This is a genomic window from Klebsiella sp. M041 (genome assembly GCF_059759695.1).
Genome location: NZ_JCAXWU010000019.1, coordinates 43,466 through 55,310, shown reverse-complemented (window position 1 = coordinate 55,310; position 11,845 = coordinate 43,466). Strand labels below are relative to the sequence as shown.

Genomic DNA, 11,845 nt, shown 5'->3' with positions numbered 1-11,845 from the left:
ACTCGCAGGAAAATAATGAAGAGGATAACTATTCTGGCACTTTTATAGCCAGCTGACTACTCATCGTCGCCATCGACATGCGACCGGATCAGCGCCATAAACGGCTTGCCGAAACGCTCGAGTTTACGTGTCCCTACGCCGTTGACGCTGAGCATTTCGCCAGCGGTTAGCGGCGACTGCTCCGCCATCTCAATCAGCGTCGCGTCGTTGAAGACCACGTACGGGGGAATGTTTTCTTCATCGGCAATCGCTTTACGTAACTTGCGCAGCTTGGCAAACAGCTTACGATCGTAATTACCGCCGAAGGATTTCTGCATCGCCTTCGGCTTCAGCGCCACGATACGCGGTACGGCAAGCTGCAGCGGAACGTCGCCGCGCAGCACCGGGCGTGCGGCTTCGGTCAGCTGCAGCGCGGAGTGCTGGGCGATATTCTGCGTCACCAGCCCAAGGTGAATCAGTTGGCGGATCACGCTCACCCAGTGCTCGTGACTCTGTTCCCGGCCGATGCCGTATACCGGGAGCTTATCGTGGCCCATCTCGCGGATGCGCTGATTGTTGGCGCCACGCAGGACTTCCACCACGTAACCCATCCCGAAGCGCTGGTTGACCCGATAAATAGTGGAGAGCGCCTTACGGGCGTCCATTAAGCCATCGTACTGCTTCGGCGGATCAAGACAGATATCGCAGTTACCGCACGGCTCCTGGCGTCCTTCGCCAAAGTAGTTCAGCAACACCAGACGACGACAGGTCTGGGCTTCAGCAAACGCCCCCATCGCGTTCAGCTTATGCCGTTCGATATCCTGCAGCGGTCCGGCGGGCTTCTCTTCCAGACAGCGGCGCAGCCACGCCATGTCCGCCGGATCGTAAAACAGCATCGCTTCCGCCGGCAGGCCGTCACGCCCGGCGCGGCCGGTCTCCTGATAGTAGGATTCAATATTGCGCGGGATATCAAAATGCACCACAAAGCGGACGTTCGGCTTGTTGATGCCCATCCCAAAGGCCACTGTCGCCACCACAATCTGCAGATCGTCCCGCTGGAATTTCTCCTGCACGTCGGCGCGCACGTCGTTTTCCAGGCCGGCATGGTAAGCCGCCGCGCTGATGCCGCGGCTCTGCAGACGCGCGGCGGTATCTTCCACTTTCGAACGGCTGTTGCAGTAGATAATGCCCGATTTGCCTCGCTGATCCTGGACGTAGCGCATCAGCTGGTCGAGCGGCTTGAATTTCTCCATCAGCATATAGCGGATGTTCGGCCGGTCGAAGCTGCTGACCTGAATCAGCGGATCGTTAAGTCCCAGCAGACGGACGATATCGCGGCGGGTGGTGTCATCGGCGGTGGCGGTCAACGCCATAAACGGGATCTGCGGCATCCGCTGACGCAGCTGGCCCAGCGCGGCATATTCCGGGCGGAAGTCATGGCCCCACTGAGAGATGCAGTGCGCTTCGTCCACCGCCAGCATCGCCAGATTCCAGTTCGCCAGATGCTCAAGGAAGTTGTCGAGCATCAACCGTTCCGGGGCGATATACAGCAGACGAACCTGCCCGCTGCGGCAGCCGGCCATCACGTCCTGCTGCTGTTCGCGGCTTTGCGTCGAGTTCAAACAGGCCGCCGCCACGCCGTTGGCCAGCAGTTGATCGACCTGATCTTTCATCAGCGAGATCAGCGGCGAGACCACGACCGTCAGGCCGCCCATGACCAGCGCCGGTACCTGATAACACAGCGACTTGCCGCCACCGGTCGGCATAACCACCAGGCAGTCACGGCCCTCGAGCGCCGTCTCGATAATCGTCTCCTGGCCAGGACGGAACTGCTGGTAGCCGAAGGTCTCTTGTAAAACCTGCTTAGCCAGCGATTCCTGATTTAATACTTCCGCCTGTGCCACGTTGACCCCATTTGCCTGAAAAGAAAACAGGCGCTATTTTCAGCGCCTGCGAGCCAGAGTGCAACGATTAAAACAGATCGTTAAGCATTAGCCCGACGCCGACGCGCGTTTGATTAAAGTTGTAGTCGATAAGCGATTCGCCGTAGCCGCTGTAGATCTGGGTGTAAGCGCGAACATGTTTGGTGATGGGATAGCTCACCCCAAGTTCCGCCCCGCCGTAGCCAGTATTCCAGTTGTATTGCCCCTGCGCGCTGAGGATCGCCTCGCCCATCTGGTAACCCACCTTCAGGCGGTAATAGCCCATATATTTGGTGATATCCGGGTTATCATCGGTGCTGCCCACCACATACCAGGGTTTCACTTCCACCAGCCAGTTGCCATTTTGCGCCATCAGGCGGGCATAAAGCCGGTTCCAGCTGCGCGAGGTGGGATCGGAACGGCCATTCGAGTCGTGGTTATATCCCATTTCGATATCGCGCAACGTCCAGCCGGCAAACTGATAGTCGGTCGCAAAGCCAAGAAACAGCTGGGGTTCGTAGTTGGTTTCGCGAAACGGCGCCGACTCTTTGCTGTTGGAGAGCTGCCACCAGGATTTCTGGGTATAGGACGCGCCGAGCAGCGAATTATCCCCCAGGATGCCGCGCCACAGCGGGAAGGCGAGGCTCAGCTGAAACTTCACTTCATCTTTACGGGCATTTTCGGCCCAGTCATAGCTGCGAATCGCCTCTTTATTGAGATCGCTGGTCCACGTGTAGAGCAGATAGTTGCTTTCATAAGGGTAGAGCAGAAAAGGATTATCATGATCCTGTAGCAGGTTGGCGATAATACTGCCGCGCACTGCTGGTTTGTCGTGTACCGACGCATCCTGCGCCATAACACCAGCCGGTAGCGCGCACAGCGCCGCCAGGCAGGCCAAAGAGATACGCATGCTGGTCTCCTGATAAATAGTTTTTATTTTTGTTTAACCTGAAGACATTCTACCTGTTTATTAATCCCCTGCCCCCTAATCCACTCCGAAAGTGGAAATCAATATTTTAGAAGCATAAAATCAACATTTTATTAACGAATGGAACCGGTGTTATGTCCGAACTTACTGCCGAAGCAGCTCTGAAACTGGTGGGGGAGATTTTCGTCTATCACATGCCGTTTAACCGCGCCCTCGGCCTCGAACTGGAGCGCTATGAAAAAGCGTTTGCCCAGCTCAGCTTTAATAATCAGCCGATGATGGTCGGCAACTGGGCGCAAAGCATTCTGCATGGCGGAGTGATCGCCTCCGCGCTGGACGTCGCCGCAGGGCTGGTCTGCGTTGGCAGCACCCTTACCCGCCATGACACTATCAACGAAGAAGAGCTGCGCCAGCGGCTTTCCCGCATGGGAACCATCGACCTGCGCGTGGACTACCTGCGTCCGGGCCGCGGCGAACGTTTTACCGCGACCAGCACCCTGCTGCGCGCCGGCAATAAAGTGGCGGTAGCCCGTGTGGAACTGCATAACGAAGCGCAGGTATATATTGCCAGCGCAACAGCGACCTATATGGTGGGTTGATTGGCCAAAATCGAGTAACATCACTCTCTTTGGCAATGGATTTTACCGATGGATGCGAAACAGACGCGGTTGGGGATTATTCTGGCCCTCGCCGCCTACTTTATCTGGGGTATCGCGCCGGCGTACTTCAAACTTATCTACTATGTTCCCGCCGATGAAATTCTGACCCATCGCGTGATCTGGTCTTTCTTCTTCATGGTGGCGCTCATCAGCGTCAGCCGCCAGTGGCCGCAGGTGAAAAAGCTGCTGAAGACGCCGCGCAAGATCTTCCTGCTGGCGCTCTCTGCGGTGCTGGTCGGCGGCAACTGGCTGCTGTTCATCTGGGCGGTGAATAACCACCATATGCTGGAAGCCAGTCTCGGCTACTTTATCAACCCGCTGGTGAACATTCTGTTAGGGATGATTTTCCTTGGCGAACGTTTCCGTCGCCTGCAGTGGCTGGCGATGATCCTCGCCTTTTGCGGCGTGCTGGTGCAGCTCTGGACCTTTGGTTCGCTGCCGATTATCGGCCTGGGGCTGGCCTTCAGCTTTGCCTTTTATGGCCTGGTGCGCAAGAAAATCGCTGTCGATGCGCAGACCGGCATGCTGGTGGAAACGCTGTGGCTGTTGCCGGTGGCGGCGATTTGGCTGTTCGGCATCACCGACAGCCCAACCAGCCATATGGGGCAGAACCCCTGGTCGCTCAATCTGCTGCTGATGGCGGCGGGCGTAGTGACCACCATCCCTCTGCTGTGCTTCACCGGGGCGGCAACGCGTCTGCGGCTCTCCACGCTGGGCTTTTTCCAGTACATCGGCCCAACGCTGATGTTCCTGCTGGCGGTGACGTTCTACGGCGAAGTGCCGGGCAAGGATAAAATGGTCACCTTTGGCTTTATCTGGGTGGCGCTGGCGATATTCGTGATGGATGCGGTGTATACGCAAAGACGGGGGCGTCGGAGCCAGTAGATTGCCGGATAGCGTCTATGCCCTATCCGGCTTACAAAAGTCCAGCACCCAGGCCGGATAAGCGAAGCGCATCCGGCACAACAACTACAGCCAGTTTTTACGCTTGAAGTAGAGATACGGCGCCAGGCCGGCCAGCATCATAAAGACGATCGCCCCCGGGTAGCCGAAGCTCCAGTGCAGCTCCGGCATAAATTCAAAGTTCATTCCGTAGCTGGAGGCTACCAGAGTTGGCGGCAGGAACACCACCGACACCACCGAGAAGATCTTAATGATGCGGTTCTGTTCGATATTGATAAAGCCCATCGCCGCCTGCATCAGGAAGTTCACCTTCTGGAACAGCGATTCGTTGTGCGGCAGCAGGGATTCGATATCGCGCAGGATCTCCCGCGCCTGCTCCAGCTGACCCGCCGGCAGGCGCGCCTTACGTACGAGGAAGTTCAGCGCGCGCTGGGTATCCATCAAACAGAGGCGGACCTTCCAGCCGATATCTTCCAGTTCCGCCAGCGTCGACAGCGCTTCGTCGTACTCATCGCCCTGGTGGCCTTCCATAATCACGCGGCTCAGCTTTTCCAGGTCGCTGTAGATGTTTTCTATCTCATCCGCCAGCTGTTCGATTTTGGTCTCGAACAGATCTAACAACAGCTCGTAAGCGTTGCCGTCCACCAGCGTCTGGTTACGCACGCGCATGCGGTAGAGGCGAAAAGCCGGCAGTTCACGCTCGCGCAGCGTAAACAGGCGCCCTTCGCGGATAGTAAACGCCACGGTAGAGTTACCCGCGTGATCGTCGGCATCTTCGAAAAAGAAGAAGGAGTGGATATGTAACCCGTCTTCATCTTCAAAGAAACGTGCGGAGGCTTCGATATCTTCCAGTTCCGGGCGCGTCGCCAGGTTCTGACCCAGTTCCGTCTGCACGCGGCTTCGCTCGTCATCGTCAGGCTCGACCAGATCGACCCACACCGAGCTGGCGAGGTGCTTGATCTCATCGGCTTCCAGGCGCGTTAAACGATTGTTTTCCAGTTGAAATGCGCTCAGCATGACCGGGACTCCCAATGCAAAAAAATTATCGGACAGTTCGGTGGGCACACAGAAACAAATTGGGTTTCAGACCATTAAGCCTGACTCAGCGCGACGGGAATGGGGCAGGTCGCTGACAACCGCTAAGGCTATCAGCATAAGAGGATAGCCTTAGGAGTTGTTCCTGAATGACAGGAAATTGAGCCAGCATCTACTGGGTGTGTCCAAGGCGAATGTCCTCTTAGCGTAATCGTGCGCGCATGTTACGCCAGCGCAAAATCGGCGTCAACACGCAACGGAACGCGAAAGCGCAAATCAGGCGCCTTAACGTATAAAGGTAGCAGAATATTACAAAATAATGATATTTTTCTTAAAGTTACACTTCCTCGAGCCGGGCGTAAGCCGCTACCAGCCATTTGATCCCCTGACCCTGAAAAGCCACCTGCAGCCGGCTGTGCTCGCCGCTGCCTTCGAGGTTGACGATGGTGCCTTCGCCGAACTTCGGATGTCGTACGCGCTGGCCTAATTTGTAGCCGGTATCGCTCTCGGCAATCGGCGCGCCCAGTCGCTGATGGTTTACCGGGCGGCTTACCGTGGCCCGCAGACGCACCTCTTCTACGCACTCCTGCGGCAGTTCTCCAATAAAGCGCGACGGGCGATGGTAAACCTCTTTGCCGTACAGACGGCGGGTTTCCGCGTAGGTCAGCGTCAGCTTCTGCATGGCGCGCGTCACGCCAACGTAGGCCAGACGACGCTCTTCTTCCAGGCGGCCGCCTTCATCAAGGGCCATCTGGCTCGGGAACATCCCCTCTTCGACGCCGACGATGAACACCTGCGGGAACTCCAGCCCTTTCGCCGAGTGCAGGGTCATCAGCTGAACCGCGTCCTGCCAGGTGTCCGCCTGCCCTTCGCCCGCTTCCAGCGCGGCGTGGGAGAGGAACGCCTGCAGCGGCATCAGATCTTCATCTTCTTCGTTGTAGCTGAACTGGCGCGTCGCCGTCACCAGCTCCTCTAAGTTTTCAATACGGGTCTGGCCCTTCTCGCCTTTCTCCTGCTCGTACATCGCGCGCAGCCCGGAGTCTTTAATCACCCGATCGGTCTGGACGTGCAGCGGCATATCGGTGGTCTCCTGCGCCAGCGCGTCAATCAGCTCCATAAAGCGCTGCAAGGCGCTGGCGGCGCGACCGGCCAGCGCTTTATCTTTCAGCAGCTCGCGGCTGGCCTGCCACAGCGTCAGCTGACGATCGCGCGACGTCTGGCGCACCACGTCCAGCGTGCGGTCGCCGATGCCGCGGGTCGGCGTATTGACTACGCGCTCAAACGCCGCATCGTCGTTGCGGTTGGCGATCAGACGCAGGTACGAGAGCGCATCTTTGATTTCCTGGCGCTCGAAGAAGCGCATGCCGCCATAGATGCGGTACGGCATGCTGGCCTGCAGAAGCGCCTCTTCCAGCACGCGCGACTGGGCGTTGCTGCGATAGAGGATGGCGCACTGCTCCAGCGCCCCGCCGTTCTCCTGCCAGGTTTTTATCCGGTTCACCACGAAGCGTGCTTCGTCGAGATCGTTGAAAGCGCAGTACAGCGAGATTGGCTCGCCGTCGGCGCCGTCGGTCCATAGCTTCTTGCCCAGGCGACCGTTGTTGTTTTCAATCAGGGCGTTGGCGGCGCTGAGGATGTTGCTGGTCGAGCGATAGTTCTGCTCAAGGCGGATGGTTTCCGCACCGGGAAAATCGTTAAGGAAGCGCTGAATGTTCTCGACCTGCGCGCCGCGCCAGCCGTAAATCGACTGATCGTCATCGCCGACAATCATCACCTTGCCGGTATCGCCCGCCAGCAGGCGGATCCAGGCGTATTGAATGTTGTTGGTATCCTGGAATTCGTCGACGAGGATATTGGTGAAACGCTCGCGGTAGTGCTGGAGGATATGCGGCTTATTCAGCCACAGTTCGTGGGCGCGCAGCAGCAGTTCGGCGAAGTCCACCAGCCCGGCGCGATCGCAGGCTTCCTGATAGGCCTGATAGACCTTCTGCCAGGTCTGCTCGACCGGGTTGCCGTAGCTCTGAATATGATGCGGACGCAGCCCTTCATCTTTCTGGCTGTTGATGTACCACATCGCCTGACGCGGCGGCCACTGCTTCTCATCGAGGTTCATCGCCTTAATCAGACGCTTCAGCAGGCGCAACTGGTCTTCGCTATCAAGGATTTGGAAATCCTGCGGCAGGTTGGCGTCCAGATGGTGCGCGCGCAGCAGGCGGTGGGCCAGGCCGTGGAAGGTGCCCACCCACATGCCGCCCTGGGTGGTGCCCATCAACTGGCCGATACGATGGCGCATCTCTGCCGCCGCTTTGTTGGTAAAGGTCACCGCCATAATAGAATACGGCGAGCAGTTCTCTACGCTCAGCAGCCAGGCGATACGGTGCACCAGAACGCGCGTCTTACCACTGCCCGCCCCTGCCAGCACCAGCATGTTGGTGCGCGAGGCCGCTACGGCTTCACGCTGTTTGTCATTGAGGCTGTCGAGCAGGTAAGAAACGTCCATTGGCACCGCCGGAAGAGAAGGGGTTCCACGAACCCCTGTTAATATATACAGAGTGACTGGTGATTATATCAGCGAGGTCAGAGATGCCAACCGTGAAATTTCAATATGCGGCAGCAGGCGGCTGTCCGCGGTGTGCATCAGGTCCGCGCCTTGCGGTTTGATCCAGCATGCCTGCATGCCACAGCGCAGCGATCCGGCGACGTCAGTGGTCAGGTCATCGCCGACGTGCAGAATATGCCCGAGCGGTAAGTTCAGGCGCTCCGCCGCCAGATGGTACATGTCGGCAAACGGCTTGGAGCGGCCATCCGGCCCGGCGCGCAGCACAAAGCGGAAATAGTCGCTCAGGCCGAACAGCTCTGGTCGGGCGTTGCCGTTGGTAATCGCCACCAGCGGCCACTTCTCCGCCAGCTTCGCCAGCGTATCGTGGGTCTCCTGCGGGACATCGACGCGGCTACGCCAGTGGGCGAAGTGTTCCATCGCCGCATCGGCCCCCGCTTTCGCCGCGTCGGCGGAGAGGCCGGCGTTACGCATGCCTAACTCCAGCGCACGGTGGCGCCAGACGGTCACGTCGTGATAGATCTCAGGCTCGGATGCCAGCAGCGTCTGGCGCAGCTGATTAAGCTCATGGGCGTCGAACTGGCTGAGCGACGGATGGTAGCTGCGCACAAAAGCCAGCGACTCGTGCATCGTCCGGTCAATTACCGGGCGGTTATCATAAAGGGTATCGTCCAGGTCAAACGTCAGCGCGGAAATCTGGCCCAGAGGTCGGTAAAAACGCATTATTTCCCCCGTTTTGCGCGCGGATGCGCGGCATCGTACACCGAGGCAAGGTGTTGAAAGTCGAGATGGGTATAAATTTGGGTGGTGGAGAGGTTAGCATGCCCCAACAGCTCCTGCACACCGCGCAGATCGCCGCTGGACTCCAGCATATGGGTGGCAAAGGAGTGGCGAAGCTTGTGCGGATGCACATGGCTGTTCAGCCCCTGCTTAATGCCCCACTCGGCGAACCGCTTCTGTACGTTGCGCGCCGAAATGCGCTTGCCCAGTTTCGACAAAAACAGCGCGTCGTCGTCGGTACCGAACAGGCCGCGTAAATCCAGCCAGTGCTCAATCCACATCACGGCGTTGCGACCGATCGGCAAACGGCGCTCTTTGCTGCCTTTGCCCATCACCCAGACCTCGCCGCTTTCGAGATCGAGATGTTTGATATCAAGGTTGACCAGCTCGGACAAACGCAGCCCCGCGCCGTACATCACCTCCAGCATCGCCCGGTCGCGCACCGCCAGCGGATCGTTGAGATCGATATCCAGCAGCCGATTGACGTCATCGACATCGATATTTTTCGGCAGGTGACGGGGAATTTTCGGCGCGGCGATCCCTTTCGCCGGGTTGGCGCTGAGCTCGCCCTGGCCGACCAGCCAGTCGAAGAAACTGCGCAGCGCCGACAGGCGAAGCGCCAGGCTCGCCGGGCCTAACCCCGCGCGGCGACTGCGCACCGCAAAGCTTCGCACCTGAGCGGCATCGCACTGCGACCAGCTTTTCAGACCCGCCTCATCCGCCAGGGCGATCAGCGCGTCCAGCTGTCGCTGGTAATTCAGTAACGTGATCGGGCTGAGCTGACGTTCAACGCCCAGGTGGCGCAGAAAGCGGGCGACGGCGGAGAAGAGAGGAGAATCGGTCATGCGCGTTCAATCCAGCGCTCCAGCAGGCCGGGCAGCATCTGGGCAATCTCCTGCAGCAGCTGCGTCCCCTGTCCTGGCTGATAATGCTGCGCATCGCGGCTGCTAAAGAGCATCACGCCGGGGGCATTATCGCCGCCCAGCAGCGACATCGCCACTGACCCAATGGCTTTCGCCTCCGGCAGCACCACCAGCAGCTCCGGACCGTTGAGCGACCCAAGGTAGTGGCGCGCCTGGCCCAGACGTTGAATACGGATCGGCTCAAACGCCTGCCGGCTTAACGCCAGATGGGTAAACTTCGAAGGCGCGCCGAGGCGCCAGCTGTCAGGGAACAGGCGCACCGTGGCGCCCGCCAGCCCCAGCTCGCGCGCCCAGCGGTGAAGGCGGTTGAGCATATCGTCGAGGCTCTCCGCCGCCGCCAGCCGCGTTTGCAGCTGCAGCAGGCGCTGGAACAGGCTTTCATTGGCGACCGCCTGCTCCATCAGCAGCGACATATTCTCTTCCAGCACATGAATATGGTTACGCGCCCGCATCATATGCCACTCCACCAGCGAAATCGTACCGCGTACCGGATGCGGGACGCGGAGGTGTTCGACCTGGGCGGCATTACGAATAAAAAATTCAGGATGTTGCAACAGATAGTCCACCACGGCGCGATCGTCCAATGCGCTGGCGACCTCCTGTTGTTCTTCCCCGATTGGTTTCATAAATGAATAAATCCATCATAGACATGGGCCGCCGGGCCGGTCATAAACAGCGGCTGGCCCGGGCCTTTCCAGGCGATATCAAGACGACCGCCGGGTAATTCCACACGTACCGTTTCAGCGAGCAGCCCCTGCTGGATCCCCACCGCCACCGCGGCGCAAGCGCCGCTGCCGCAGGCCTGAGTTTCACCGGCGCCGCGTTCGTAGACGCGCAGACGGATATGGGACCGGCCGACCACCTGCATAAAGCCGATATTGGCGCGTTCCGGGAAACGCTCATGGCTTTCCATTACCGGGCCGAGGGTTTCCACCGCCGCCGTATCCACATCATCCACCTGGATAACGCAGTGCGGGTTCCCCATGGATACCACGCCGCACAATACTGTCTGCTCGGCGGCACGCATGATATAGGTCTTTTCCGCTTTGTTGGCGCGGAACGGCACCTGGGAGGGCTCGAAGTTGGGCTCGCCCATGTTCACCCGCACCAGATCGTCTTCCGTTACGCTTAATACCATACGGCCGTTGGCCGTACTCACGCGGATGTCACGTTTATTGGTCAGGCCTTTCAGCCGGACGAAGCGTGCGAAACAGCGCGCGCCGTTGCCGCACTGCGACACTTCGCTGCCGTCGGCATTAAAGATCCGGTAATGGAAATCCAGATCCGGATCGTAGGGCGGCTCCACCACTAACAGCTGATCGAACCCGACGCCAAGGTGGCGATCCGCCAGGCGGCGAATCAGCTCCGGCGAGAAAAAAACATTCTGCGTTACCGCGTCAACGACCATAAAATCGTTGCCAAGGCCATGCATTTTAGAGAACTGCATCATCTACTCCAGTTGCGCGGAACAGAACGTTATCGTTAGTAATTGACCTGGCTCGGACCACCGGTATCGCCACGATCGTTACGATCCGGCGTTGAGCTCTGAATGCCCGGGTTAACCGGTTTGGTCGGCGGCGGCGCAGTTTTGTCAGCCGGCGGGAAATAGAGAGGCCCTTTCAGACCGCAGCCGGTCAGGCTGAAGATCGCAAACAAAACGGCAAGCGTAGGAAAAACGTTTTTCATTGATAGTTGCCCGTGATTCATTCTTTCTGCTTTCTATCATCGCAGGAGAAGGCGTAAAAGCAAGCCTTTAGCATCTGACTGCGCGCGCTTTTGTTTCGCGCTATACTGCCGCCAATCTCAAAAATGCGGGACAGAATCATGAATGACAGTGAATTTCATCGCCTTGCCGACAGCCTGTGGATGACCATCGAAGAACGCCTGGACGACTGGGACGGCGATAGCGACATCGACTGCGAAATCAACGGCGGTGTGCTGACCATCAGCTTTGAAAACGGCAGCAAAATCATTATTAACCGTCAGGAGCCGCTGCACCAGGTATGGCTGGCCACCAAACAGGGCGGCTACCATTTCGATCTCAAAGGTGACGAGTGGATCTGCGATCGCAGCGGCGAGACCTTCTGGGATCTGCTGGAGCAGGCGGCAAGTCAGCAGGCCGGTGAGACGGTGAGATTCCGTTAATGACGTGTTTCCCC

At 58.5% G+C, this 11,845-nt stretch carries 13 protein-coding genes; 3 read left to right on the top strand and 10 right to left on the bottom strand.

Annotated features, from left to right (window positions below):
* Positions 1–56: 56 nt before the first annotated feature.
* Together recQ and pldA are read right to left on the bottom strand one after the other, a co-directional pair.
* Positions 57–1,883 (bottom strand): ATP-dependent DNA helicase RecQ, encoded by a 1,827-nt coding sequence (gene recQ, locus AC6CWS_RS21625; protein WP_032454515.1) that lies wholly within the window; start codon positions 1,881–1,883, stop codon positions 57–59.
* A 67-nt stretch (positions 1,884–1,950) separates the two neighbouring features.
* On the bottom strand, positions 1,951–2,811 hold the full coding sequence (pldA, locus tag AC6CWS_RS21620; RefSeq protein ID WP_065883617.1) for a phospholipase A: 861 nt from the start codon (positions 2,809–2,811) through the stop codon (positions 1,951–1,953).
* Positions 2,812–2,963: 152 nt separating this feature from the next.
* Between pldA and yigI the strand changes: the two genes are divergently transcribed.
* Together yigI and rarD are read left to right on the top strand one after the other, a co-directional pair.
* Entirely contained in the window at positions 2,964–3,428 is a 465-nt protein-coding gene (yigI, locus tag AC6CWS_RS21615) for an acyl-CoA thioesterase YigI (protein ID WP_002883404.1), read from the top strand.
* A gap of 48 nt (positions 3,429–3,476) precedes the next feature.
* A complete protein-coding gene (gene rarD / locus AC6CWS_RS21610) occupies positions 3,477–4,373 on the top strand; it encodes an EamA family transporter RarD (RefSeq protein ID WP_023291570.1) in 897 nt (298 codons plus the stop codon).
* An 84-nt stretch (positions 4,374–4,457) separates the two neighbouring features.
* Here the strand turns inward: rarD and corA are convergent, their stop codons facing one another.
* The 8 genes from corA to lptM all read right to left on the bottom strand — a co-directional run bounded on the left by corA (position 4,458) and on the right by lptM (position 11,372).
* Positions 4,458–5,408 (bottom strand): magnesium/cobalt transporter CorA, encoded by a 951-nt coding sequence (corA, locus tag AC6CWS_RS21605; RefSeq protein WP_002883400.1) that lies wholly within the window; start codon positions 5,406–5,408, stop codon positions 4,458–4,460.
* A 150-nt stretch (positions 5,409–5,558) separates the two neighbouring features.
* Entirely contained in the window at positions 5,559–5,615 is a 57-nt protein-coding gene (gene ysgD, locus AC6CWS_RS21600) for a YsgD/CorL family protein (protein ID WP_349815745.1), read from the bottom strand.
* A gap of 148 nt (positions 5,616–5,763) precedes the next feature.
* Positions 5,764–7,926, bottom strand: a complete 2,163-nt coding sequence (gene uvrD, locus AC6CWS_RS21595) for a DNA helicase II (RefSeq protein WP_004886784.1) — start codon at positions 7,924–7,926, stop codon at positions 5,764–5,766.
* Positions 7,927–7,989: 63 nt separating this feature from the next.
* Positions 7,990–8,706, bottom strand: coding sequence for a 5-amino-6-(5-phospho-D-ribitylamino)uracil phosphatase YigB (yigB, locus tag AC6CWS_RS21590; RefSeq protein WP_023291569.1), 717 nt, complete (start codon positions 8,704–8,706; stop codon positions 7,990–7,992).
* On the bottom strand, positions 8,706–9,608 hold the full coding sequence (xerC, locus tag AC6CWS_RS21585) for a tyrosine recombinase XerC (RefSeq protein WP_004886788.1): 903 nt from the start codon (positions 9,606–9,608) through the stop codon (positions 8,706–8,708). Before xerC ends, yigB begins: the two co-directional genes overlap by 1 nt.
* The gene (locus tag AC6CWS_RS21580; RefSeq protein ID WP_065883615.1) at positions 9,605–10,312 is read right to left on the bottom strand and encodes a DUF484 domain-containing protein; all 708 of its coding nucleotides are present in this window, start codon (positions 10,310–10,312) and stop codon (positions 9,605–9,607) included. Before AC6CWS_RS21580 ends, xerC begins: the two co-directional genes overlap by 4 nt.
* Complete coding sequence (dapF, locus tag AC6CWS_RS21575; protein ID WP_002883394.1) at positions 10,309–11,133, bottom strand: diaminopimelate epimerase; 825 nt, start codon at positions 11,131–11,133, stop codon at positions 10,309–10,311. Before dapF ends, AC6CWS_RS21580 begins: the two co-directional genes overlap by 4 nt.
* Positions 11,134–11,168: 35 nt before the next feature.
* Positions 11,169–11,372, bottom strand: coding sequence for an LPS translocon maturation chaperone LptM (lptM, locus tag AC6CWS_RS21570; RefSeq protein WP_004886794.1), 204 nt, complete (start codon positions 11,370–11,372; stop codon positions 11,169–11,171).
* Between the two features lie 138 nt (positions 11,373–11,510).
* On the opposite strand from lptM, the gene cyaY reads away from it, so the two are divergent.
* On the top strand, positions 11,511–11,831 hold the full coding sequence (cyaY, locus tag AC6CWS_RS21565; RefSeq protein ID WP_004886799.1) for an iron donor protein CyaY: 321 nt from the start codon (positions 11,511–11,513) through the stop codon (positions 11,829–11,831).
* Positions 11,832–11,845: the final 14 nt, after the last annotated feature.

Bases quoted from the DNA above. Each gene is read 5' to 3' on its own strand.
- dapF (WP_002883394.1), bottom strand. From the start codon at position 11,133: ATGCAGTTCTCTAAAATGCATGGCCTTGGCAACGATTTTATGGTCGTT.
- AC6CWS_RS21580 (WP_065883615.1), bottom strand. From the start codon at position 10,312: ATGAAACCAATCGGGGAAGAACAACAGGAGGTCGCCAGCGCATTGGAC.
- uvrD (WP_004886784.1), bottom strand. From the start codon at position 7,926: ATGGACGTTTCTTACCTGCTCGACAGCCTCAATGACAAACAGCGTGAA.
- rarD (WP_023291570.1), top strand. From the start codon at position 3,477: ATGGATGCGAAACAGACGCGGTTGGGGATTATTCTGGCCCTCGCCGCC.
- corA (WP_002883400.1), bottom strand. From the start codon at position 5,408: ATGCTGAGCGCATTTCAACTGGAAAACAATCGTTTAACGCGCCTGGAA.
- yigI (WP_002883404.1), top strand. From the start codon at position 2,964: ATGTCCGAACTTACTGCCGAAGCAGCTCTGAAACTGGTGGGGGAGATT.
- yigB (WP_023291569.1), bottom strand. From the start codon at position 8,706: ATGCGTTTTTACCGACCTCTGGGCCAGATTTCCGCGCTGACGTTTGAC.
- xerC (WP_004886788.1), bottom strand. From the start codon at position 9,608: ATGACCGATTCTCCTCTCTTCTCCGCCGTCGCCCGCTTTCTGCGCCAC.
- cyaY (WP_004886799.1), top strand. From the start codon at position 11,511: ATGAATGACAGTGAATTTCATCGCCTTGCCGACAGCCTGTGGATGACC.
- pldA (WP_065883617.1), bottom strand. From the start codon at position 2,811: ATGCGTATCTCTTTGGCCTGCCTGGCGGCGCTGTGCGCGCTACCGGCT.
- lptM (WP_004886794.1), bottom strand. From the start codon at position 11,372: ATGAAAAACGTTTTTCCTACGCTTGCCGTTTTGTTTGCGATCTTCAGC.